This is a genomic window from Paenibacillus sp. FSL F4-0100 (assembly GCF_037993005.1).
In the GTDB taxonomy this organism is placed as follows: Bacteria; Bacillota; Bacilli; order Paenibacillales; family Paenibacillaceae; genus Paenibacillus_AQ.
Window position 1 is genome coordinate 1,570,260 of sequence record NZ_CP150303.1, and the last position, 23,578, is coordinate 1,593,837.

The following is a 23,578-nucleotide window of genomic DNA, read 5'->3' on the forward strand; positions in this document are numbered from 1 at the left end:
CTTTATGATGTCTCAGCGCAGCATAAAGCCTGTTCTTGAAGACGTTCAAGATCAACTGAAGGTCCACGTTTATGACCAGCGCGAAGCGATGGGGAAAGCGGCGGCCGCCGATATCCGCGCGGCCATGCAGCGCCTTCTGGCCGAGAAAGAGCGCATTCGCATCGTCTTTGCGGCTGCCCCATCCCAGAATGAATGCCTTGCGGCGCTGGTTCAATCGGAAGGATTGGACTGGAGTCGGGTCACGGCTTTTCATATGGATGAATACATCGGCCTTCCTCCGTTGGCACCGCAGCGATTCGGGAACTTTCTGTCTCGGCAGCTGTTTGATCTGGTATCCCCAGGAGAGGTGCATTTGATCGACGGCATGAATGATCCTGAGGCGGAGTGCGACAGATACAGAGGATTGATTACTGCTGCGCCGATCGATATGGTGGTCCTGGGTATTGGCGAGAATGGGCATATCGCCTTCAACGATCCGCCCGTTGCCGATTTTGCGGATCCGTTATGGGTAAAGCGGGTGAAGCTGGACGAGGATTGCCGCCGACAGCAGGTGAATGACGGCTGTTTCGCAAGCTTGGAGGAGGTTCCGGAATACGCCCTTACGCTCACCATTCCGGCGTTAATGTCAGGTGCCCATCTGTTCTGCGTCGTTCCGGGTGCAAGCAAGCGGGCAGCGGTACAAAGGACGCTGCACGGCGATATACACGAGGCCTGTCCTGCCAGCATTCTTCGAAGGCATGCGGATTGCACGCTGTACGTGGACCGGGAGTCGTATGGGGAAATCCGGAATGGATAGCCATGCCCATGTTCGTGTGGGCCGTCATTACACAACAGGTGAGCGGATAAAGCTAACATGGACTCCTGACGGCCGGATCGAGCAGATACTTCCGCACGATGGTGACGAGGACGCCTGGATCGCTCCCGGACTTGTTGATCTTCAGATTAACGGCGGGTACGGCCATGATTTCAATTCCTTGCCGCTCACAACGGAGACGGTCATCCAGGCAACCCGGCGTTTATGGGAAAAGGGTATAACGCTTTACTACCCAACCGTCATTACCAATGGCGATGAAGAGATCGAACATTTGCTGCGGGTTATCGACGCCGCTTGCCTGGAAGATGAAGCGGTCGGTTCCACCATTGGCGGGATTCATTTGGAGGGCCCCTTTCTTTCTCCGGAAGAAGGGCCCAGGGGAGCCCATGATTCACGGTACATCAAAGCGCCTGATTGGGCGTTGTTTTCAAGATGGCAGGCGGCATCGGGAAATCGGGTTCGGATCGTGACGCTATCGCCAGAGTGGCCGGAAGCTGCCAGGTTTATCCGGTCGTGCGTAGAGGCGGGGATCACGGTATCGATCGGGCACACCGCCGCGACGCCAGCGCAAATTCGGGATGCCGTGGAAGCGGGAGCGACGATGTCCACACATCTTGGAAATGGCGCGCATCTGACGCTGCCGCGCCATCCGAATTATATATGGGAGCAGCTTGCGCAAGATCAGCTGTGGGCCGGGATCATCGCGGACGGGTACCATCTGCCGGACTCGGTCATCAAAGTGATGCTCCGCGCCAAGTCGTCCAAGGCGCTGCTCGTCAGCGATGCCGTCTATTTAAGCGGTATGCCGCCAGGCGAATACGAGACCCATATCGGCGGCAATGTCGTATTAACACCCGAAGGCCGATTGCATCTCGCCCGCAAGCCCGAGCTGTTGGCCGGTTCGGCCATGATGCTTGCCGATGCGGTATGGCGGCTGGCTCAGTCGGGGCTGTGCACGTTTCCTGAAGCTTGGGACATGGCTTCAACGCTGCCAGCGCAGGCGATGGGGAAAGCAGACCATTATGGATTAAAGAGAGGGGCGCAGGCCGACTTCGTGGTGTTGGAGAAGGAAGAGGGAAGTCTTCGCATTGTGGAGACGGTCAAGGGAGGCCATTCGGTTTACCAAAGGGAATGTTAGATGTTAAAATATAGAAAACGAAACCGAAAAACCCAGATTGCGATCTGGGTTTTTTTCCTTATCACGGAACAAGGCGGAGAGATGACATGACATTGAAATGGAGAGTTCCCATTATGCGTAAAATCTCAGCATGGACGTTTATTCTGCCTATCCTCTTATTCACAATTGAGATTTTATTTGTCCGCGACGGGCACTGGTTTCACTATTACGGACTTCTGTCCACTGTCTTTCTTCCACCATTCGGGATCGCGCTATCCATACGTTCCTATGGAATAACAGACTCGAACAAGGACCTGCTATTAATAGCCTGCAATGTGCTTGCGTTATTCTCTTATTTTATCTACACTTTTTTAGGATATCTAATGCTGGGTCCATAGGAGGGCATGTTGGTGTACCAACATAGAGGCAGCTACGGGTAAGTTATTGATCATCGAATATCTATTGGTTGGCGGGGTCTATAGCCTTTATCAGTGGAGGGAATGGAAATTATCTCGGGAACAATATGAATCCGATCGGTTCGCATAAGATGAGGCTCTAACCATCAATATTTAGTTTGGCACCTCCGAGTGGGCGGATGGTGTTTTTTTTAGATTCGCTTTTACAACTCTATTACAAAACAATAATAATATGATTGTAGAAGTAGGGGGAGGGGGAATAATTGTGGCAGCGATTTTAATAGTTGAGGATGAAATATCAATCAATGAATTGATTAAACGAAATTTGCAGCTTGTGGGGCATCAGTGCACTTCGGTTTTGGATGGTGAAGCTGCGATTTCTGAAATACAATGCCATAACTATGATCTGATCATTTTGGATGTGATGCTGCCTGAATTTGACGGGTTTGAAGTGTTTAAAGAAGTACATGGCACTCCCACTATTTTCTTAACGGCACGTAACAGCTTATCGGATCGAATAACGGGCTTTTCCATGGGGGCTGACGATTATTTGACCAAGCCCTTTGAAATGCTGGAGCTATTGGCTCGTGTCGAAGCGGTGCTGCGGCGAACCCAAAAAAATAAAAAATGCTTTGAAGCGGGAGAGGTGAGGATTGATTTTGATGGCCGTCAGGTATTTTATAAGGGAGAGCTTGTGGAATGCACACCGAAAGAATATGAATTGCTGGAAGTGCTTGTAAACAACCGCAATATTGCATTGTCCAGGGAGCGGCTTCTAGAGCTCGTGTGGGGCCATGATTATGAAGGCGAAACCCGGACGATTGATGTTCATATCCAAAGACTGAGGAAAAAATTAGGTTGGGAGCACGTGATCAAAACCGTCTATAAGCTGGGTTACCGCTTTGAGGTAAGCCGATGAAATATAGAACCTTTTTAACGACGCTTGTGCTTTTTCTGTTCTCCTTCAATCTCGGGATATTTATCATTTCTGTCGCTTCATTCAAAGATACGGTTCATCGAGCAGAAGAAAGAAGTTTGGGCGAACATTATTTTATTACGTCTGCGCTTATAAAGGATTTTCGTGCAGTGGAGAGCCGCGGAGTTCATATTGAGGGCTCATTGGCTTCTCTGCTCCAACCCTACAGTTATCTGTCCGGGGATCAGAAGGTTAAGCTGGCGCTTTACAAGGGCGAACAGCTTGCCTACTCCAATCGGCTGGAAATGGTATTGCCGAGCCGTTTTTTGGAGCCGCCGAAGGACGGAAATCGTTTGGTTGCGATGCAAAAAACAGGTGGCCATTCCTATGTCATTGTTTCGGGGAAGCTTCCTGCGCCATATGATTCCTATACCATGGTCTATCTTTATGATGCGACAGATGCCATCTCCGCATGGAAACATATGAAAAATGTGCTGTTTTTCGCAGGATTTATTCTTTCCTGTCTGCTTGCGCTTGGTCTTATGTTATTACTTAATCGAATATTCAAGCCACTGTCGCAGATTTCCCAAACCTCCCGTAATATCGCAGCGGGTGCATATGAAACCAGGCTTCCGGTATCCGGGCGTGATGAGCTGTCCGAAATGGCACAAAGCTTCAATCATATGGCGTATGAAATCCAGCGTCAAATGACGGAGCTTATCGACGCCGCGGACAAAAAGCAGCAGTTTATTGATAATTTTGCCCATGAACTCCGTACACCCTTGACTGCAATCTATGGATACGCCGAATATATGCAAAAGGCTGCCCTGACTGAGGACGAGAGGCTGTCCGCGATCAGCTATATCATGTCGGAAAGCCGGCGTATGCAGACGATGTCCTATCAATTACTCGAACTGGCGAATCTTAAAAACGATGAGATTGGCTGGGAAGCACAGAAAGTAACCGGTATCTTTCGATCTGTCCAACAGACACTGCATAGTAAAATTACGGAAAAAGATATACAAATCGAGTTTATTTGTGAAATAGATGCTGTGTGGGGAGACGCCTGCTTGCTGCAAAGTCTGTTTGTCAATCTGATTGACAATGCGATAAAGGCATGCAGCACGGGCGGACATATCGTAGTGCGTGCCGCCATAGAGGCCGGAAAGAAGACGGTTTATATCCAGGATAACGGAAAAGGGATGAGCGCTGAAATACTCCGGCATATTACAGAACCTTTTTATCGCGGAGAGAAATCACGAAACCGCAGGGACGGCGGCGCCGGATTAGGCTTGGCCATCTGTCAACAGATCGTCTTGCGTCACCGCGCGGAGCTTGCGTTTACGAGCCATCCCGGGGAAGGAACGACAGTCAACATAATTTTTACAACTTCATAATGACTTGGTGATGGTTCTATAATTTGGCTATTCTATACTGCTTATTGTGATCACAAACCAAAACGATGGAGGAGTGAATTCAGATGAAAACAAACAGATCAGAAAGAAAAAAATTTAAAAAAACCATATTAGCGGCTACAGCGATTATTGGGGCCAGCACATTATTGTTCCAGGGATTCACACAGGCAGCGACGGCGACGGAATTCAAAAAAACAAATACGATCCCTACAAGTTATTCGAATTATGCAGCCGGATCATCCCAAGCGGTGCCAAACAGCTTGCCGAAAGGCTACCAAAAAGCGAATTACAAGATAGGAGCCATTGATCTTGAATATTACCGCAACCAGAAGCCGACCAGCAAGGACATGCCAAAAGAAGAGGCGGCGGAAATTGGCGCACGGGTCCTGTGGGAAGTATTCGGCCTGAACCTGGAGGGTCAGGTGATTGAAATGGGTTACGAGCAGCCAGCCGAAAGTCTCCCCCGTTCGAGATGGTACGCTGATGTGCTCGTGAACGGTAAGCGTAGTTATTCTTTCTCTGTGGATTCGGTAACAGGAGAATTATTTGACATTGTCCACGGTAGAACGCTAGATAAAAAGGTTTCAGTAGCTTTTGATCCGGCACTTGATAAAAACCCGCAGGAATATGTTGCGCTGGCGAAGAAACTGGCGGAGAAATATAACGTTGTTCACGGTCCAATCAAGTCGGTTGCATATAACGGCCAAGGCTACAGCGACAATGATCCGACGATTTCACTTGATATCAAAGGCGAAGATGGGGAAATAGCTTTGATGACTTTCTCACGATATGACAAGGCGCTGCTCGGTATCGGTTATAACGGGTCATATAAGCCATCACTGGAATTCAGTGAAAGGCTCATGAAGCGGGTGGAGGAAAAGGCCAAAGAGCTTGAAAAGTCAGTTCCCCCAACCAATGAGAACGAAGGATCCTTTCTGAGGGTTTTGGATTTGGATTGAGATATGTTCTTAAAATGGTAAAGTGAAGTTTCAGCCTGTAAGCCGCCACGATGTTGGCGGCTTTTTTTTTAGAGATAATTCTCTAACCATACTTCGCCATCATCTCTGTGAGTATCCCCTTAATGCGATTCACCAGCTCCTGCGGCTCCTTCACGGTGGCTTCATTTCCTAATCCGATAAAAAATTTAGCAAAATACAAAAGCTCGCTCGCAGGGACATTCTGATCGAGCCGTCCGCTTCCATCCGGCCGCATGTCAATGAGGGGAACAGGACACAATTCGGATTCACTGCGCTGAACGCCTTCCCGGCTCAGATCAACCACCATCCGGACATAGACCGATTTCTCTGCCCCGTATTCCCTCCAATTGCCCAGATGGATATGGCGGTTATCCCGCGGCTCGATTCCGGTTGTATCATAGGCCACGGACTTCATGCGGTCACAGCGGAACAGGCGAAAATCATCGCGCAGAAAACAATAAGCGGGACAATACCAGAAGCCATTGCTTGCATAAATGCCCACGGGCTGGATACTTCGCTCGGCATAGCCTTCCCTGCTCTCGTATAACACCGTAACGACCCGCTGGTCGACGGCGGCATCCAGAAGAACGCCGAGAGATTCAACCTTCTGCTGCCTTGTATGCGTCAGAAAATCCACCCGGTTCTTCATCTGGTCAATCCGCTCGCGCACATCCCCGGGCATGTAATAATAAAATTTTTGAAGTGCGGTAGAGGACTCGGCTTCAAAGGGAAGAAATAGATAGTGACGCAGGGCGTGGCTGGCAAAAAACATCGCGACGGCTTCTTCCTCGCTAAAAGCGATTGGCGGAAGAATTCGTTCCTTCAGAACCTGATATCCGCCGTGCGGTCCTACCTCGGAATAGAGTGGAACGCCCAGCTCGCTTAGCTCCTGCAGGTCCCGCAAGATCGTGCGAGAGGACACGCCGAATTGATCGGCCAATTCCCTGACCGTGAATTTCCGCATCCGGTTCACGGTCATCATCAGCTCCATGAGACGTTTGGATTTGGACATAAGATCAGCTCCGTATCGTTTGATGACTATGACAATAGTTGTCACCATTATACGCTATACTGGCTGTAGAATCCAGAGACCCCTTATAACTAAAAAATGGAGTGATGAAACGTGAGTCAATTGAATGAAATGAAGCAGTTGTTATTTGAGGAACTGGAGCTTATCGTTAGAACCAGTTCGAATCTGATCGGCAAAATTTCGCCAGAACACTGGGATCACAGACCTGCCCACAATATGAGGTCGCTTCAGGAGCTGGTTTACCATCTCGTTTCGGTACCTGCTACCGATTTATTGATTCTGCAAGAGAAGAGTGAAGCGGAGATTCGGGAGCTGGAGGCAAGCATTGCTGCAGACGGCGTAGACAAGGACAAGCTGATTTCCTGGATGACGAAGGGACTTGCGGATGTAAAGTCATACATGAATGGGTTGACGGATGAAGAATTTATGCAAAAGAAAACTAAACCCTTCTATTTGGAGCACGGTTCAACGCAAGCCAAGTGGCTGATTGAAATCGTCACGCATGCCCAGCATCATCGGGCGCAAATGTTCAATTACCTGAAAGCCCAGGGCTATGAAGTGAGCATGTTCGATTTATATTAAAGTTAAAGCACGGATATCCAGCGATAATTAAAGGAGAAGTAAGGATGCTGAATATGTTTTTAACATCTTCGTTTAAAGATGTTGCTGATCTTTTTAGAGAATTCGTTGCTGATGATCTGAAAGGCAGGAGTTTAACGTTTATTCCTACTGCGAGTATTCCAGAAGAAATCACCCACTATATTTATACAGCAAAAGAAGCATTCGAAAAGTTGGGAGTCGTCGTTGAAGAGCTTGATATTTCTGCAGCACCATTGCAGGAAATCAAAGAAAAGCTTCCAAGTTGAAAAAGATAAAATAGTTGTTCGTTAAAATGATATTCGATTCGATGATTGATGGGATGGCAACTGCCATCCCTTTTTTTATCTTATACATAAATATTTTTCACTTGAAAGTGACGCAGCGTCATCTTGTACAATGGTTTCAAAGGTGAAAAGGGGTTGAGAAAGATATGAAACGATACGCAGCTGCAATTCTATGTGTCCTATGCGTGTTATTGCTCAGTGCATGCAATTCCACGGACGAAGAGGAGGCTCTTCAACGCGTAACGCTTGAGGAGGTTGAAGTGCTGGAGATTGACCATGGCAGCACGACCTTGTTCGTCGAGACAGCGAATGTGGAAGCATTGGAAGTTTCGCTGCTCAGAAACACCAAGTCCGCTGGGGCTGTTGTTGATCAGGATGGCAATCGGGTAAAGATTCGTTTAGATAACGACATCACGCGGATGTTGAATATCGGCAGGATGCCGCAGCTTAGCGTGAGAATTCCTGCGGACTATGCAGGGAAGGTCGTAATTGATGGTTCTTCCGGCAAAGTAACGGGAACTGGGTTGCAAAATCATAGCCTCGAGGTGAAGGGGAAAAGCGGGAATATCTCACTTGCGTTCACCCGTTTGAATAACGATGTGGAGGTATCGGCGACAAGTGGAAACGTGAACATCCAGCTGGATGAAGAAACACCTGATGTGACATGGATGCTGCAATCCGGAAGCGGACATCGGTCCATTGCCGTTCTGCTCCAGGACAGGAAGGAGAGCAATCGGAAGACGGAAGGGCGATCCGGTCATGGCAAGCATGAGGTGAAGCTCAAAACCTCCTCGGGGAACATCTCGATAAAATAATCATGCAAGAACAGAGCTTAAGAAAAAAACAAGCATCCCCGTACTCGTCCTTTGCAAGAGTTCACAGCTTTTACGACTCTTGAAGCAGACCATAAGAGGATGCTTGGCATGTTAACCTATTCAAGTTTTTTATATAACAAAGAAGAATGATAGCACTTATTTATTCTTCAGCAGGTACAGAAGCCTTGGATGAAGCGGAGGATCTCATATATTGCGGCGGGTTTACGTCATCAATAAGCAGAATACCATCGTATTGATCACGGGCAATCAGACTTTCGGGGATCATGCCCCAGCTGTAGGCAAAACGCGGCTCGAACATCCAGGAGTTACCCGCCTCACGCTTCTGGTATCGCAAATCAACGAAGGTATACGGCGCACCTGCGGCCGACAGGATCGATTCAATGGAGCCTGGTTCTGCCGGCAGAACGTCATGCGCATTGCCCATATTATCTGCGGTTTGTCCGCTGGCCGGATACAAGCCGAGTACGTAACTGTATTTTTTCATTTCGTCCGAGAGTTTTTCTCCCATTAGAGTAACCGGATATGGCGTACCCATGACCTCGGTTTGAGCCTTGCGGATGTGGTCGTTATGTCCCCAGACGATGAATTTCTCCGTTGGATAGACTTCGGTAGCCAGCCACATGAGATTATCGTGCATCGCCTGATCCCGCCATTCCATCGATTCCAGGAACGGTGCATAATCCCCGCTTTCCATGCCGAGGGTTGATTTAATGGAGAGCTCCACATACTCCCGGGCTACCCGAATCCGGTCGTTCAAACTTCTTTCAAGCAGCAAGGACAGCTTGGGGTTATCCGGATATAGCTGCTTCAAATGAGCCTCGTTTGCCTCCATCTTTAAGGATTTTATAGCATCCTTGTATACTTGGATCAGCTGACTTTTCTCTTTGCGATAAGCGGCAAGATCCGTACCAAGAGAGTAGTCTGACAATTTCTTCTCAGCTTCCGCAAGGCGCTTAGCCATGGTCTGATCCTGCAGCCATTGCCCATCCAACAGTGGGTGCTGCAGCTGCATGTCAAAACCGGTCAGCACGAGCGGCTGCTTGCTCTTTTGTGCTGTTTTCATGTAGTCGAACAACGGCAAAACTTCCTTGGACCACCAGACACCGAAGATGGAATCCTTCATGGTCGACTCGGGGCTCTGTTGTCCTGCTTTACCATATGCCAAAGAAGTATTGCTGAGTCCGCTTTCGAAGGCAAGCACGTTATAGCCCATTTCCTGATGCAGGAACTGGATTAAACGGGTCTTGGCCAGATTGAACTCGGCAACGCCGTGGGAGCTCTCGCCGAGGAACACAAAACGTTTATCTTGCAGCAAAGGTTTTAGCATTGCCAGATCCTTATATTGGTTTGGACCGCCCGCCGTGTCGGCGGGCTGAATCGTATCCAATCGGTATACGTGGTCTTTAGCCCAGTCCTCCCACTCGGCAATCTTTTCGTCAGAGGTTCGGGCCGTTTTCACTTCTGTAACCTGACCTTGGATGGTATCCGGGGTGGAAGCGTAAATTTTTCCGGCAGGGATTAGGGATGTCCCCACAAGGGAAGCGGTGAGCAGAAACACGGTGAATGCTTTTCTAGCGTTATGTAGCGGCATGCAGGATCACTCCTTAGATGATTTGTTGTATGATTTTCTAATTGAATGGACGTATAGCAAAAAAAGATATTGTCATGATTACCTTGGGGAACACAGCATCACCTCCTTAACATAGACATAGTTACCGTGATTTTGCTGGAGAACTGCACTGCTGTATTAGCCTTAGTCCTCTTCCCAGAACAGATCATTAAGAGTACGAGATAGCGCTTTGCATATGGCAACGCACAGACTGAGGGACGGATTATATTTACCTAACTCGATCAGACCAATGGTTTGTCTGGAGACACCCACGATCTGGGCTAATTCTTCTTGCGACAGATCCTTCTCAACCCGGGCCATCTTCAGTTTGATGTTTTTCATACGGCAGTCACCCTGATATCCCTTTCTACGAGTCGAACGGATCGTTCTGCGACATTTTCTGGCTCACCTTGTTGGCACCATAGTGGATCACCAAATTCACTCCAACAAAGAGGGGGATATAGATGATCAGTGAGACGAAGAAAACGATAAAGAAGTATTTGATCTCGGTCGCACTGCTGTTATTGCCAAACAGAATCGCGCTGCGGATACCGAAAAAAAGAGCAAGTGCGATACCGATAACGAGTCCCCATATCGCTGTACGCTTACTGAATGAAACTTTGCTTCGCTGGTCATGGACCTCCACTTCATCCGAATAAATTCCCATCGCCACACTGCGGATGCCGAAATATATGCTTCCTCCCAGCATGATCAGCATTTCCAGCCATACGGATTCCGTTCGGGGCAGCGCAAAAGATTTAATAATGACGGAAATGCTGCAAATGATCATGATCAAGGTATACACCTCTTTATATAACTTGTTCTTCAGATTGACGATACGCTCATCCTCAACCGTGCTCTTCTTGAACCAATTCACACTCATCATTCCTTCCATTTTGGTTAACAATCGTTCCTGAGATTTCTTGATACATGGATTGTAATAGTATTTACGTCTTTTTGCAATATATATATGCCATTTTGATTTTAATATTAGTCAATTTGGGAAATAAAAGTATATTCATTCTCGGGTAAACATCATACCGCACAGGGCTGCCTTTTTCTTGATATATTTTGCTAAGCTGCACATTAGGTTTACAACACTTCTCAGCGTGTTACAATTGGAATTGGGCAGTTCTCTTGCCCGAATTGATTGATACTAGGAGTGTGTTCGTTCTCATGATCCATTTCATTCGCTACGATAATGTGAGGTACAGATTCAAGTAGGCTCGGCCCTTTTTTTTGTGATTGTGGCTTGAGTTTATTTTTCTGTGCCTTTTTCATTGCGTATGATCGAATGAAAGGGTGATATTGCTGTGTCCAGAAATGAAAGGTTATTAAAAAAAGCACAATGGCTATCGATGCATGAGAAGATGTTTAGATGCCCGATCTGCGGCAGTTCCATGAGGGTTCAGCAGCTGGCAAGCTTGGTGTGCGAGAAGCTCCATAGCTATGATATATCCAGACAGGGGTACGTCAACCTGCTATCCCATAGAGCCAAAACTAAATATGATAAGGCTTTGTTTGAGGCACGAAAAATGATTAACAGCAGCGGGTTCTTTGGCCCGATGATTGAAGGAATTTCGAATCGTCTGATCCGGATGCAGAAACAGAAGCTGTCGGAATCTGGCAGGCCTCTGAGACTGCTCGATGCAGGATGCGGGGAAGGCTCCCATCTCTCGGCAATTGGACATAACCTACAGGAGCAGGGGCATGAGCCTAACGTTATTGGTGTGGGCATGGATATTGCCAAAGAGGGAGTCGTATTGGCTGCCAAGACATATTCGGACCCTATGTGGTGCGTGGCCGACCTGTCTCAGTGCCCGTTTGCAGACGAACAGTTTAATTACATTTTGAATATTCTGTCTCCTTCTAATTATTTGGAGTTCAGGCGATTGCTTACGAGTGACGGAATGTTGGTGAAGGTAATTCCGGGGAGCCTGTATTTGCAGGAGCTTCGAGCTTTGTTCTATACAGGTACAGGTAAAGAGACGTATTCCAATGACGGCACCATGGAGCTGTTCAGCCGTCACTTTGAACGGATCGAGTTCGAAGAAATTCGGTATCGCGTCGTTCTGGATTCCGAGCAGATGAAGCAATTGATTCATATGACGCCGTTATCCTGGAGCGTTTCGTCTGAGGTTATTGAACGGATGTCAGGTGGAGAGATGGAGATAACCGCCGACTTCACACTTCTGTATGGATGGAAATAAGGTAGGTATTTTTCCAGCCTTAGATTTCCGTCATATTTTACTAAAGTGTCCACAGTGGGAGATAATAGGAGTTATCTTTGATAATATGAAAAAAAGGTGGTTAACGATCACATGACACTTCGAATGAATCCGTATCTCTTTATGGACGGGAACGCTAAGGAAGCTATTCAATTCTATGAGAAGGCTTTGGACGCCAAAGTCGTCATGGTTCAGACTTTCGGCGAGATGCCGGCCAACCCGGACTTTCCGCTGCCGGAGAGCGCGCGGGATCGGGTATCCCACGCAAATCTTATCGTCGGAGAGACGGTTTTGATGTTATCCGATACGTTTCCCGGGCAACCGGTCCAATCCAGCAATCAGGTCCAGATCTGCATCATGACCGATGCAGCCGAGCGTGCAAAGCAGGTATATGAAGCACTGCGGGAGGGTGGCAAGGTGGTTATGCCGCTGCAGGAAACCTTCTGGAGCCCGGCCTACGGGATCGTTGAGGACAAATATGGCGTAAATTGGAATATCTCAACCGAAGTTGAAGCGTAGAAGTAGATTTTATACCTAATAAAAAGGGCACTGACGATTTGCCGTCAGGGCCCTTTTTCAATTATAGCAAATCCAGTTTCCTAAATTACGCCCGCGTTCCATCCCACCACTTATAGTAGATATGGACATGCCCGGCAGGGCTTGCCACGAGCGGATCGATAACGAGTGTCTTGCCGCTTACCTTCAGCTCGATCACCTTCTTGTTCTTCTCGGCGGAATCCACCTTTGCGAGGAAGGAGGAATCGACCTGGAAGCCATACAGCTGGAGGAGCTCGATCAGCATGCTGCGCTGCGTTTTATCGGTGGCATTGGAAAGCGCGATTCCACTGAACTGCATAATCTGCGGCTCGAATTGAACGGACACGGCGTAATCCGTTTCGCCAGTTTGCTTCGTGCTGGTCATCACAATTTTGTTCGACCCGTCGTCATAGATGCGGTATCCGCTGTAGTTCGAGAATACCTTCTGACGAATCACGAGATACATCTCGTCCCGATACACATCCCAAGGCGTTGGCAGCTTCGGAAGCATCGCCTCCGCACTTGGTACGGTAGGACGATCGTACAGGTTCGACATTCCGCGATCGGTCAGGTTTTTGATCAGCTGAAGCACTTCGGCGCGCGTAATGGTGCCGCTTCCTACATATCCTTCAATCGTGTTTTCGCCCTTAATCCGGCCTTGTGCGTACTTTTTACCCAAAACGTATTGAATCGCTTGATTCCCATCGTAGTTCACGCCATCGGCGCTGGATATCAGCTCGGCCACATGGGCCCGCGTTATGTATTGGCTCCGCTTGGTTTTGTCGGTGAATCCGTGTACAGGATAGTTCTTGAAGTGCAGAAAATGATAATATTTATCCGACCATAGCTCGGTCAAATAGTTCTCCTGCAGGTCTTTGCCTGTGATGCCGACAACCAGCATGCGGATGAATTCGGCCTCGGTCACATTCTGATTGGGCATGAACATTCCGTTGGCATAGCCGTTGACAATCCCTTTGTCGACGCCCCATTCGATGGTCGTTTTTGCCCAGTGGTTATCGATATCCCGAAACGTAACCCCGGCGGAAGCGCTGCCAGCCCCAACGAATAAAGAGACAACCAGGAGTATAGGCGCACATAGTGTCCTGAACTTCAACATCTGCAATCCTCCATCTATAATTTGCTAAAATACTACAAAATACATTGTATAAGTCTGTTTTTCGAGCGGTCAAGCGTCTTGAAGCGGTTCTTGCCAAAGATGGGCTGTTATAACTAGCTAACTAACTTAAGCGATACTTAGCGACTACAGGACTAAGGAAGTGCATAAATCCTCCACTTTGAAATATGGAATAATGAAAGAAAGACATGTTTTTCGCGAAGGAGCTAGGAAATGGAGTATGCTGTACTGTGAAATATTCGAGCACGGAATAAGAAGGCTGTAGTCTAAAAGTTAGGGGTTCGTTATTCCTATTGGAAGATACCAAGTCATTAGGTAAAATATCCCTTGTTTACTATCTATAGAAGAGGGGCGAAATTCAATGAGATTGGTGCGGAAATCCTTATTGACCCTATGCAGCCTTTTGCTTGCAGTCTCGGTTCTGATTCCGCAAACAACGGTTCACGCAGCGGATCAGAAATGGATGAATCAAGTATGGAGCGAGTATCAATCGTATAACAAGAAGACCGTAAATGCATATAACACTTATCAGAAGCAAGCAGATAAGAAATATCAGCAATTTTATGATGAAAGTCATGCTTCCTTGGATCAGCTGGAGAGAACAGTGCTGGAGGATCAAAAGCAGTGGGATGAGAAGCTTCAAGCAGATCTAGATCAGCTGAAGCTGAAGTATGAAGGAAACCGCGACTTAAAGGATAAGCTGGCACAATATGAACGGTTTATCAATCCAAGTTATTTGAACAGTCCGATGTGGAAGTATGCGAATGCTGCAAACCGGCATTATTTGAATAGCACGCTCTGGAAGCTAAGCAAAGAAATGAACGAGGATTATTTGAACAGCTTGATGTGGACCTATAAGAAGACGATCGATCCGGATTATTTGAACAGCTCCGCGTGGAAATTTAACAAAACGGTCAGTGAGACTTATTTGAATAGTCCGATGTGGAAGCTACGGAACGGGTCAAGCACGTCGTATCTGAACAGTCCGATGTGGAAGTACAAGCACGGAAAAATCAGCAAGGCAACAGCCAAGAGCCAATACAGCAAGCTGTTTAAAGAGCAAACAACCGCGATATCCAAGAGCAACGCCGCAAGAAAATCCGAAATAGAGAAAATGGCAAGCGGCACGCAGAAGAAGATAGGCGAGCTTTACAAGGAAACCGTGATCACCCTTGAGACACGACGCGAGGAGGCACTGAAGAGCATCTCCGACCTGCGGATTGAAATCACCGGAGAAGGCTTGCAATGGGAAACGCTGCTTGTGGAGAGACCGTAATATTATTTTATTGTTAACAAGGGAAGAGCTGCCCTACTGGTCTGAACATGACCAGAGGGCAGCTTTTGTTTTTGTAAAAATGAGGATTGCGGCTGATAGAGAAACCAATCCTCGATGGTTTGATCATAAGCAACAGTAACCTAGGGGTATCTTCATCTCCATGTGATGAGGTCATGTAAAGGGTGTCCGATTCCGGCCAGATGTCAGCAAACGAAAAGAAGTCCAGCACTCTACTATCGGTTACCCTAGATTGGTAGACATTCTGTTGGGATATGTCCATACCCTTAAGCAAAGATCGGGAAGGAGACTAAACATGAAAAAACAAGTTTTGTTCATCCATAGTGCCGGCCCACAAGGCATTCACCAAGGCAGCAGTGACTTGATTGCCCATCTACAAGATCAGCTCGGGAAAGCTTACCATGTCTTATCCCCCGGCATACCGGATCCGGATTACGCCCTGTGGAAAGCGCAGATCGCCAATGAAATCGAGGCATTGGATGAGGAGGTTCTCCTCATAGGCCATTCCCTGGGCGGCTCGGTGTTGCTAAAATTTCTGTCGGAAGAAGGCTGCAGGCGAACCGTCTCCGGACTGTTCTTGATCGCCGCCCCCTATTGGGGGAAAGACGACGATTGGCGGAGTGAAGATTTTAGATTGCCTGATTCTTTCGCCACCATGCTGCCTCGCATATCCAGTCTGTACCTGTACCACAGCCGCCACGATCCCGTGGTGCCTTTCGCGCACGCTCAGCACTACGCGAAGCAACTCCCCCAAGCTGTCACCCGAGAATACGAGGGCGACGATCACTATTTCTGCGAGGGCTTGCCCGAGCTTGTAGATGATATCAAGCGTATATAATCTAAGTCTTCAATCTTGGAAAGCCCCCCTGTATATGTTAATTACAGGGGGGCTTCCTCTCACTCCCCCCTCCCCAAAAAAGGCGAGAGTAGCTGCGCCGCGGCTATCATTCGTCCCTTTTTATGGCTAATGTGAGATGTATCGAAGCATGAGCTAACAACGGACTACTTAAGGCAGTGCTCCAGCGGAGAAGGCGGAATGATTCTGGAGAAGCGAAGCGGTCTCCGTTGCCCCCGGATTTCTACTCTGGCCCATTCATTCATAGAAATCTGGGGGCAACAGAGATCGGAAGAATCATCCGCATGCGGAGCGATGAAAAAAAACAGCCGGAGCGATGCAAAGGGTCTACCTGCGAACATAGCAATGCTATGGGAGCCATAATTTTAAGGTGGCGCATATAAACCTCGCATCAAAAAGACGACATCAGCTTTTCGCTAATGTCGTCCTCTTTTTTTACTTGCTCGCTTTATATGCGCTCAAGTATTCCTTCACCTTCGCCGGATCGGCAACCAGCTCGTTGCCGGTTTTAACGATTGGGCTGACGGTGGAGTAAGCTTTAATTTTGTTGTTGTTGTAGTAAGTCAGGATTTCATCCTGGTTGATGGAGTAGAGCACCGCTCTTCTCAGATCATCGCTTGTTGCCACATCACGGTTTTTCGTGTTGAACAGCAAGTAGGATACGGCGTTACTTTCGATGGTTTGCAGCTTCAGCTTACTGTCGCCTTTAACCACATCGTATTTCGTTTCAGGCACGCCGTAGTACAGGTGAATTTCGCCGCTGCGCAGTGCGGAGAGCGTGCTGTCCGCATCTTTGATAAAACGAACTTTCACTTGCTCGATTTTCGGTTCGTGCTCGGTACCCTTCATGTAGCCAGGGTTTTTGTAGAAGGTCGCTTCATAGTCATTTTTGGAAGACAGAATGTAAGGACCGCTGGCATACAGCGTGTTGTTGTATTTGTCGCCTTCGGTTACCGTGTTTTGGTCGCCGTAAGGGATGTCTTTGTTAACATCGAATTTCTCAACATCATATGTGTTGATGGATTCCACTTGTTTCTTCGATACGATACCGGCCGATTGGTGAGCCAGGTAGTTCAACACTTGCGGGAACGGCTCGGTGGTCGTCAATTTAATGACTTGGTATTTACCATCTTTCGTGCTTGCTTGATTCTTGTCGTCGACGAGGGAAGTGATCTTGGTATCCAAACCAGCTTCCAGTGCATCCTTGATGCTTTCGCTGCCACCCGACACTTTAGTGTTCTCCAGTGCGCTCAGATCGGTTACAGCTTCAACCGTGTTGATATGCTCGTGAAGCGTGTAGGTGCGATGATCAGGTACCGAATTTTTGTCTTTGGCTCTGTTCATGGAGAAGATGACATCGTCAGCGCCTACGCGCTCGCCGGAATCTTCAGCCTTTTTATTTGTGATTTTCGCAAAGTCAATATCGTCTCTAAGAATGAAGTAGTACTCCGAGTTGCCTTCGCCAATGGCATGGTTATAAGACAGCGATCCTTCGGATGTGATCTTGTCATCATCGGTCAGGTTGATCAGACGTACGTTCATGTTGGTGTTGATGATATTGATGGAACCATCGTTACCCTTGATTGGATCAAGAGAAGTCAGTTCAGAGATCGATTGGGACAGAATCAGCGGCTGCGTAGCACGCTTGGATTGGTCTTTGAAATCAACAGCTTCCCAAGGAAGGGAACGGGATTTCGAGAGACGGACGGAGTTTTCGTCCAGCACATCCTTGTTGAACGCTTGGCTCTTCAGGGAAATGTACAATGGCGCGATGTAAGCTTTGTCCGTAACGAGACGCTGTTCAAGCTGCTTGTAGGTTTCGGCAGCGTCCTCAGGCGTTTGTGTTGCCGCTTGGTCGATCAGCTTGTCCACTTCTTCGTCGGACATGATGCTGTAGTCGCCGCCCGTTTTGAACAAGGAACGTACAGCGTAGTCAGGATTACCCGTAACGGTTGTCCAGCTGGACAGCGCGATGTCGTAATTTCCGGCATCTTGCTGTGCCTTGTAGCTGCCGTAATCCGGCTGCAGATTCAGCTTCACGTTGAAGCCGTTCTTTGTGAGCTGGTCGCGAATGATGTTGACATCGGATTCGTTAGAGCTCATGCCAAGCAGTTCAATATTTACAGCGGATGTATCTGTAGCTGTATCCGATGGTTCTTGCTGATTTTGCTGTGCATCATCTTTGGTTGTTACGTTGCATCCAGCCAGTACAATGACTAGCGAGAGGAACAGTAACAGCAAGGAACTCTTTTTCATTTGTGATACCCTCCTGAGTTGTATATATATATAAAATATTTTTGAAACCATTAGTTAGTGTGCCATGGGCACTGAAGCACATTAATCCAGCTTAGGATCTAGGGCATCCCGCAGTCCGTCGCCAAGGAAGTTGAAGGACAGGACAAGCGCGATGATGGCGAGACCCGGATAAATGGCCAAGTAGGAATGTGTCTCAAGATACGTGCTTCCGATCTTAAGGATATTACCCCATTCCGGGATGTGCGGCTCAACGCCGAGACCCAGATAACTCAAGCTGCTCGTCGAGATGACGGCTGCACCAATGGTTAGCGTAGATTTGACAATCATGGGTGCAAGCGAGTTTGGAACAATATGCTTGAATATAATCGAAAAATTGCTCGAGCCGAAAGCTCTGGCCGCATCAACGTATTCAAAGGTAGAGGCCAGGAGCACATTCGCCCTCATGGTTCTCGCATATGTCGGGATAGCCCCTACGCTGAGTGCCAGGATGAGGTTGATGGTGTTGGCTCCGAATGCAGCAATGATCGCAATGGCGAGTAAGATACCCGGAATGGCGTACAGCACATCCAGCAAACGCATGATGATGTTATCGGTATGGCGGCCATAGTAGCCGGAGATGGCACCGAGAACACCGCCGATGACAACCGGGATCGCCGTAGAGGCAAATCCGACGATCAGCGAGATTCGGGCCCCGAACACAATTCGGGAGAACAAATCCCGGCCGAAGTTGTCCGTACCGAAGGGGTACACAAGGTTTGGCGGCTGCAGGATGGCACTGTAGTTGTTATCAATTGCGATGCTGTAATCGAAAGTAAACAGACTGCTTACCGACAGACAGAACAGGAAGATCACAAAGAACAGTCCGGACATGGCCGTGGAGTTAGCGGTAAGCTTCACCCACACGTCGCCCCAGCGAGTCATCGCCGGATTGCCGTTCTTGCGTATCTTCGCTAGCAGGTTGATGCCGAGCACCAGGGCAAAAATATTACCCGTCACTGCAGTCAGAATGACCGGAAAGGCAAGCCAGGCCATTTTGGGATGTGCATAATTCGTTGTTACATATCGGGCAACGAGTATAAGCGCGACCAGTTGAATGACTGCAATAATCAGAAGCGCGGCCATCGCCGGCAGGAATGTATTCGAGACGTAAGGCTTGAACAGATTCAGTGCCGATACCGCGATAACAAACAGTTGGGTTAACAGCATGTAGACGGCAATCGTATATTCAGGAGGCTTCTGTTTTTTAATCAGATTGAAACCGAACGTGACGGTAAACAGATTTCCTGTGACGATGCTCAGCAGCTGAATGTATCCCAGGATCCTCGTCGAGCGCCGGATTTCTCCCTGGCTTTGAAGGTCTCTTCGGATCAACAGCGTGATGATGATCTGAATGATGGTAAACAATGCATATACCGCAAAGGCGGTGAACACCCACGGTTTGATGGTTCCCCCAGTGAAATCAAAGCTGTTCAGAAGCAGGATCACCGTTAAGGTCAAAGAAATAACCCATGTGAAGCTGGCTTGACTGTACTCGTGTGAGGATTTCAGCTGGTGTTTGGTTTCTTGTTTAGAAAGAAGCTTCTTGATCATGAGTACACCTGCTTTAGTATTGTTTCATCTTGGACCTGATCCGTGGATCGAAGAACGCGTACAAGATATCAATGATGACGTTCACCAGCGATATGGTAATGGCGGTGTATACCACGCCGCCCATAATGGCCGGGATGTCAGGGATGAATTGTTTATCGACGATGTAGCTGCCGATACCGCTGATGTTGAACACCTTCTCTGTAACGGCAGAGCCGCCAAGCATCCCGCCGAACTGAAGTCCAATGACGGTAATGATCGGAATGATGGCGTTGCGGACAGCATGCTTCATCAGGATGGTGCCCTTGCTGAGCCCCTTCGCTCTGGCTGTGATCATGTAATCTTCATTAATAACCTCCAGGGTAGAGGAGCGCGTCATTCTCGCTACCGAAGCAGTAAGTCCTGTGCCGAGCACAATCACTGGCATGATCATGGACAACCAATTCTCCGGATTAAAGGTGGCGGGCAGCCAATGCAGCTTGATCGAGAAATTCAGGATGAAGATCAGTCCCTGCCAGAAGTTCGGAATGGACAGCCCGAGCAGAGCCACGAACATAAAGGTATAGTCAAAGAATGAATTCGGTCTCGTAGCCGAGATAATCCCGATTGGCAATGCGATCGCAATCGCAATGACCAGGGAAATGACCGTGAGCGTCAGTGTGATCGGGAACTTTCTGGCGATGCTTGAGGTGATCTCTTCGTTGCCAGAGAAGGATTTGCCAAGATCAAAATAGGCGATTCCTTTAATATTGTTCCACAGCTGCGCCAGGTACCCTTGGTCTAGACCGTGCATTTTGTTAAAAGCCGCGATCTGTTCCGGCGTTGCCGTCTCGCCCAGGATGTTGGCTGCAGGGTTGAACGGCGACAAGTGGAGAATCGTAAAGACAAGCACGGCTACCCCAAAGATAACGAAGACCGTCATCACGAGTCTCTCCATAATATATTTCAGGTAAGGATTGCTGTACAAAAAAATAAGGATGTACATCAGCAAGCCTGGAATAAGTGATATAATGAAGAACAACGGATTCTCGATGAGAGAACCAAACGTATCCGCCACGGTCAACCGTTTCCGGTTGTTCAGCTTCAGTTCCTTGGCAGTCCGTTCCTTAAGGACTTCCTGGAACCTTGCTTCTACGATCTTGTCGACTTCCTGCCGGAGCTGACCCTCATTGACTTTTTGCTTGAAAAAGTCGTGTTTGCGTTTCTGCTGCTCCATAATCTCGGAGCGAAGGGCCTCCAGATATCCGGCAGCCAGCATCTCGCTGCGTATGCGGTTCTCCGCCGCTGTGTAGTCATCCTTCTTTCTCTGAACCAAATAAAATAGGAAGACCACGAGATTAACGGGCGCTCCCAATAATAATAGTAAGTATCTATAAGAAGGATTCAGAAGGATCTTACTGTATGTGCTGCTTATCAAACCTATGAGTCTGTTTGGTCTTGCTGCTTCTGTCCCCCCCATAAGCTGCCTTTCCTCCTTGTTTCAAATTGCATTATTCCGAGTGATATAGTATATTTTATTTTAGCCTATTTTAAAAGTCAATAGATTATAAGAGTTGTAGATGATATTCCTTTAATGACATAAACGCATAATGGCAGGTGAGCAGAGTTGGAACCGATATTGCAGGTTAAAAATTTGAGTGTAGCCTTTCAATCCCGTGATTCAGAATTTCACGCGGTGCGTGGGGTCAGCTTTGAAGTGAAGAAAGGGGAAACGCTCGGGATCGTTGGGGAATCCGGGAGCGGCAAAAGCGTCACTGCACGCTCGATCATGCGGCTGCTGCCGTCCCCGCCCTCTTATATGAAGGATGGGGAGATCCTGTTCCTTGGCCAGAACCTGGCGGAGAAAACCGAGAAAGAGATGGAGAGCATCCGCGGACGCGATATCGGGATGATTTTTCAGGACCCGATGACCTCGCTTAATCCGACTATCCGAATCGGGGAACAAATATCGGAGAGCCTGGTTAAACACCAGAAGCTGTCCAAGCAGGAAGCGAAGAAGCAGGCGCTTGATATGTTGAAGCTGGTCGGCATACCGAACAGCGAAGCGCGCTATAATCAATACCCGCACGAGTTCTCGGGCGGCATGCGGCAGCGGGTCATGATCGCCATCGCGCTGGCGTGCAGACCTGCGCTGCTGATTGCGGATGAACCTACAACGGCGCTTGACGTAACGATTCAGGCTCAGATCCTTAATCTGATGAAAAATATGCAGGAGCGCTTCGGTTCTTCCATTATATTGATCACGCATGACCTCGGCGTTGTTGCGGGCATGTGCGACCGCGTGGCGGTGATGAAGGACGGCATGATCGTGGAGACGGGCACGACGGAGGAAATCTTCGAGAATCCTCAGCATCCTTATACCTTGAAGCTGTTAAACGCGCTTCCGCGTCTGGATGAGAAGAAGAAAGTTAAGCCGGCTCCGATCATCGTGCCAAGCACGGATTACAAAGGACCACTGTTAGAGGTTAAATCCTTGAAGCAGTATTTTGATATGGGTAAAGGGAATGTACTTAAAGCGGTGAATGATATTAGCTTTCATATTCAGGCTGGGGAAACGCTTGGGGTCGTCGGGGAATCCGGCAGCGGAAAATCGACGACGGGACGAGCCATCCTTCGCCTTCACCAGCCAACAGGCGGAGAAGTGCTGTATCAGGGAATGTCTGTGAATCGTCTTTCTCCTTCGGAAATGAAGGCTATGCGGCGCCATATGCAGATGATTTTCCAGGATCCGTATGCTTCGCTCAACCCGAGATTGAAGGTGGTGGACATTATCGGCGAAGCGCTGGATGTTCACAAATTGACTGGCAGTAAACAGGAGCGGAAGAAACGGGTCGAGGAGCTGCTGGATATGGTCGGATTGGATCCGGCCTATGCCACGCGTTATCCGCATGAGTTCTCCGGCGGTCAACGCCAGCGGATCGGGATTGCCCGGGCGCTTGCAGTGGAGCCGAAATTCATCGTGTGCGATGAGCCGCTCTCCGCGCTCGACGTGTCGATTCAATCGCAGATCGTGAAGCTGCTGGAGGAATTGCAGCATCGTCTGGGCTTGACCTATCTGTTTATTGCGCATGACCTGTCGATGGTGAAGCATATCAGCGACCGCGTTGCTGTTATGTATATGGGCAAAATCGTAGAGCTGGCTGAAAGTGAAGAGCTGTACTCCAATCCGCAGCATGATTATACGAAGTCCTTACTCGCGGCGATTCCGGTACCCGATCCGAAGATCGAATCCAAGAAGAAACGGGTACTGCTGGAAGAACGCACCGGAGAGGACAAGTATAATCTCGAGCATTCGGAGCTTGTGGAAGTATCGGAAGGACACTGGGTGGCTATGCCAACCGGAGCCTAACGAACAATAGTAGAACCTGTCCCGAGTCGGGGCAGGTTTTTTGTTGAATAAGGAGTATGAAGTTCAGAAGTTTACCGCCTTGATCTCGCAAAAAAACTTTCGCCAATAACTTCCGCTAGAAACGGTCTGTCTTTCTGGGAAAGTACGCCCGATCAACTTTGTTCTCATTCAACGGGACATGCCAAAAAATTCGCTCATAAATCGACGATTTGCGTGGTACATAAAAAAGGAATTGAGCCCTGAACGGCAAATATTTAAATGTTAGGAAGCGTTCTCACGAGAAATGAGCCTACGAATTTCCAATTGTACTTACATTAGCAAC

Annotated in this window: 21 protein-coding genes; 13 read left to right on the top strand and 8 right to left on the bottom strand. The window is 48.3% G+C overall.

The genetic code is table 11. The features are described 5' to 3' along the window. The first annotated feature begins 4 nt into the window (after positions 1-4). From MHH48_RS06855 to MHH48_RS06875, 5 genes are all read left to right on the top strand, one after another. Positions 5-796: a glucosamine-6-phosphate deaminase gene (locus MHH48_RS06855; protein WP_076322859.1), complete on the top strand. Its 792-nt coding sequence runs from the start codon at positions 5-7 to the stop codon at positions 794-796. Continuing rightward, positions 789-1,952: an amidohydrolase family protein gene (locus tag MHH48_RS06860; RefSeq protein WP_076322860.1), complete on the top strand. Its 1,164-nt coding sequence runs from the start codon at positions 789-791 to the stop codon at positions 1,950-1,952. Before MHH48_RS06855 ends, MHH48_RS06860 begins: the two co-directional genes overlap by 8 nt. Positions 1,953-2,612: 660 nt before the next feature. Next, a complete protein-coding gene (locus tag MHH48_RS06865) occupies positions 2,613-3,266 on the top strand; it encodes a response regulator transcription factor (protein ID WP_076322862.1) in 654 nt (217 codons plus the stop codon). Beyond that, positions 3,263-4,660, top strand: a complete 1,398-nt coding sequence (locus MHH48_RS06870; RefSeq protein ID WP_076322863.1) for a HAMP domain-containing sensor histidine kinase — start codon at positions 3,263-3,265, stop codon at positions 4,658-4,660. The genes MHH48_RS06865 and MHH48_RS06870 overlap by 4 nt, the downstream gene beginning before the upstream one ends. A gap of 83 nt (positions 4,661-4,743) precedes the next feature. Next, positions 4,744-5,637 (top strand): hypothetical protein, encoded by an 894-nt coding sequence (locus tag MHH48_RS06875; protein WP_076322864.1) that lies wholly within the window; start codon positions 4,744-4,746, stop codon positions 5,635-5,637. Positions 5,638-5,719: 82 nt separating this feature from the next. Here the strand turns inward: MHH48_RS06875 and MHH48_RS06880 are convergent, their stop codons facing one another. Further along, entirely contained in the window at positions 5,720-6,667 is a 948-nt protein-coding gene (locus MHH48_RS06880; RefSeq protein WP_076322865.1) for a YafY family protein, read from the bottom strand. 111 nt (positions 6,668-6,778) lie between these two features. Between MHH48_RS06880 and MHH48_RS06885 the strand changes: the two genes are divergently transcribed. The 3 genes from MHH48_RS06885 (at position 6,779) to MHH48_RS06895 (ending at position 8,384) form a co-directional block, all read left to right on the top strand. Then, positions 6,779-7,267 (top strand): DinB family protein, encoded by a 489-nt coding sequence (locus tag MHH48_RS06885; protein WP_076322866.1) that lies wholly within the window; start codon positions 6,779-6,781, stop codon positions 7,265-7,267. Positions 7,268-7,311: 44 nt separating this feature from the next. Beyond that, a complete protein-coding gene (locus tag MHH48_RS06890; RefSeq protein WP_076322867.1) occupies positions 7,312-7,551 on the top strand; it encodes a Type 1 glutamine amidotransferase-like domain-containing protein in 240 nt (79 codons plus the stop codon). Positions 7,552-7,715: 164 nt separating this feature from the next. Then, positions 7,716-8,384 carry a DUF4097 family beta strand repeat-containing protein gene (locus MHH48_RS06895; RefSeq protein ID WP_076322868.1) on the top strand — a complete coding sequence of 223 codons (669 nt, stop codon included), beginning with the start codon at positions 7,716-7,718 and terminating at the stop codon, positions 8,382-8,384. A gap of 160 nt (positions 8,385-8,544) precedes the next feature. On the opposite strand, the gene MHH48_RS06900 is transcribed toward MHH48_RS06895, so the two are convergent. The 3 genes from MHH48_RS06900 to MHH48_RS06910 all read right to left on the bottom strand — a co-directional run bounded on the left by MHH48_RS06900 (position 8,545) and on the right by MHH48_RS06910 (position 10,897). Then, a complete protein-coding gene (locus tag MHH48_RS06900) occupies positions 8,545-9,996 on the bottom strand; it encodes an erythromycin esterase family protein (protein WP_076322869.1) in 1,452 nt (483 codons plus the stop codon). A gap of 162 nt (positions 9,997-10,158) precedes the next feature. Continuing rightward, positions 10,159-10,356 carry a helix-turn-helix transcriptional regulator gene (locus MHH48_RS06905; RefSeq protein ID WP_009594955.1) on the bottom strand — a complete coding sequence of 66 codons (198 nt, stop codon included), beginning with the start codon at positions 10,354-10,356 and terminating at the stop codon, positions 10,159-10,161. Between the two features lie 25 nt (positions 10,357-10,381). Next, positions 10,382-10,897, bottom strand: a complete 516-nt coding sequence (locus MHH48_RS06910) for a DUF6773 family protein (RefSeq protein ID WP_076323159.1) — start codon at positions 10,895-10,897, stop codon at positions 10,382-10,384. A 430-nt stretch (positions 10,898-11,327) separates the two neighbouring features. Here MHH48_RS06910 and MHH48_RS06915 point away from each other — a divergent pair, with 430 nt between their 5' ends. Beyond that, entirely contained in the window at positions 11,328-12,224 is an 897-nt protein-coding gene (locus MHH48_RS06915) for a putative RNA methyltransferase (protein ID WP_083659671.1), read from the top strand. 111 nt (positions 12,225-12,335) lie between these two features. Continuing rightward, a complete protein-coding gene (locus MHH48_RS06920) occupies positions 12,336-12,761 on the top strand; it encodes a VOC family protein (RefSeq protein ID WP_076322870.1) in 426 nt (141 codons plus the stop codon). Between the two features lie 85 nt (positions 12,762-12,846). Here the strand turns inward: MHH48_RS06920 and MHH48_RS06925 are convergent, their stop codons facing one another. Then, a complete protein-coding gene (locus MHH48_RS06925) occupies positions 12,847-13,896 on the bottom strand; it encodes an S-layer homology domain-containing protein (protein WP_076322871.1) in 1,050 nt (349 codons plus the stop codon). Between the two features lie 379 nt (positions 13,897-14,275). On the opposite strand from MHH48_RS06925, the gene MHH48_RS06930 reads away from it, so the two are divergent. Both MHH48_RS06930 and MHH48_RS06935 read left to right on the top strand, forming a co-directional pair. Further along, positions 14,276-15,190: a hypothetical protein gene (locus MHH48_RS06930; protein WP_076322872.1), complete on the top strand. Its 915-nt coding sequence runs from the start codon at positions 14,276-14,278 to the stop codon at positions 15,188-15,190. 313 nt (positions 15,191-15,503) lie between these two features. Continuing rightward, complete coding sequence (locus tag MHH48_RS06935) at positions 15,504-16,046, top strand: alpha/beta fold hydrolase (protein WP_076322873.1); 543 nt, start codon at positions 15,504-15,506, stop codon at positions 16,044-16,046. Positions 16,047-16,499: 453 nt separating this feature from the next. Here the strand turns inward: MHH48_RS06935 and MHH48_RS06940 are convergent, their stop codons facing one another. The 3 genes from MHH48_RS06940 to MHH48_RS06950 form a co-directional block, all read right to left on the bottom strand. Next, a complete protein-coding gene (locus MHH48_RS06940; protein ID WP_076322874.1) occupies positions 16,500-18,320 on the bottom strand; it encodes an ABC transporter substrate-binding protein in 1,821 nt (606 codons plus the stop codon). Between the two features lie 81 nt (positions 18,321-18,401). Then, complete coding sequence (locus tag MHH48_RS06945) at positions 18,402-19,910, bottom strand: ABC transporter permease (protein ID WP_076322875.1); 1,509 nt, start codon at positions 19,908-19,910, stop codon at positions 18,402-18,404. Between the two features lie 13 nt (positions 19,911-19,923). Next, positions 19,924-21,366 carry an ABC transporter permease gene (locus MHH48_RS06950; protein WP_076322876.1) on the bottom strand — a complete coding sequence of 481 codons (1,443 nt, stop codon included), beginning with the start codon at positions 21,364-21,366 and terminating at the stop codon, positions 19,924-19,926. A 147-nt stretch (positions 21,367-21,513) separates the two neighbouring features. Between MHH48_RS06950 and MHH48_RS06955 the strand changes: the two genes are divergently transcribed. After that, positions 21,514-23,256, top strand: coding sequence for an ABC transporter ATP-binding protein (locus MHH48_RS06955; RefSeq protein WP_076322877.1), 1,743 nt, complete (start codon positions 21,514-21,516; stop codon positions 23,254-23,256). Positions 23,257-23,578 lie beyond the last annotated feature (322 nt).

Coding starts and splice junctions, on each gene's coding strand:
- MHH48_RS06935 (WP_076322873.1), top strand. CDS start 15,504: ATGAAAAAACAAGTTTTGTTCATCCATAGTGCCGGCCCACAAGGCATT.
- MHH48_RS06940 (WP_076322874.1), bottom strand. CDS start 18,320: ATGAAAAAGAGTTCCTTGCTGTTACTGTTCCTCTCGCTAGTCATTGTA.
- MHH48_RS06925 (WP_076322871.1), bottom strand. CDS start 13,896: ATGTTGAAGTTCAGGACACTATGTGCGCCTATACTCCTGGTTGTCTCT.
- MHH48_RS06950 (WP_076322876.1), bottom strand. CDS start 21,366: ATGGGGGGGACAGAAGCAGCAAGACCAAACAGACTCATAGGTTTGATA.
- MHH48_RS06910 (WP_076323159.1), bottom strand. CDS start 10,897: ATGAGTGTGAATTGGTTCAAGAAGAGCACGGTTGAGGATGAGCGTATC.
- MHH48_RS06945 (WP_076322875.1), bottom strand. CDS start 19,910: ATGATCAAGAAGCTTCTTTCTAAACAAGAAACCAAACACCAGCTGAAA.
- MHH48_RS06880 (WP_076322865.1), bottom strand. CDS start 6,667: ATGTCCAAATCCAAACGTCTCATGGAGCTGATGATGACCGTGAACCGG.
- MHH48_RS06930 (WP_076322872.1), top strand. CDS start 14,276: ATGAGATTGGTGCGGAAATCCTTATTGACCCTATGCAGCCTTTTGCTT.
- MHH48_RS06860 (WP_076322860.1), top strand. CDS start 789: ATGGATAGCCATGCCCATGTTCGTGTGGGCCGTCATTACACAACAGGT.
- MHH48_RS06920 (WP_076322870.1), top strand. CDS start 12,336: ATGACACTTCGAATGAATCCGTATCTCTTTATGGACGGGAACGCTAAG.
- MHH48_RS06895 (WP_076322868.1), top strand. CDS start 7,716: ATGAAACGATACGCAGCTGCAATTCTATGTGTCCTATGCGTGTTATTG.
- MHH48_RS06890 (WP_076322867.1), top strand. CDS start 7,312: ATGCTGAATATGTTTTTAACATCTTCGTTTAAAGATGTTGCTGATCTT.
- MHH48_RS06905 (WP_009594955.1), bottom strand. CDS start 10,356: ATGAAAAACATCAAACTGAAGATGGCCCGGGTTGAGAAGGATCTGTCG.
- MHH48_RS06870 (WP_076322863.1), top strand. CDS start 3,263: ATGAAATATAGAACCTTTTTAACGACGCTTGTGCTTTTTCTGTTCTCC.
- MHH48_RS06900 (WP_076322869.1), bottom strand. CDS start 9,996: ATGCCGCTACATAACGCTAGAAAAGCATTCACCGTGTTTCTGCTCACC.
- MHH48_RS06855 (WP_076322859.1), top strand. CDS start 5: ATGATGTCTCAGCGCAGCATAAAGCCTGTTCTTGAAGACGTTCAAGAT.
- MHH48_RS06875 (WP_076322864.1), top strand. CDS start 4,744: ATGAAAACAAACAGATCAGAAAGAAAAAAATTTAAAAAAACCATATTA.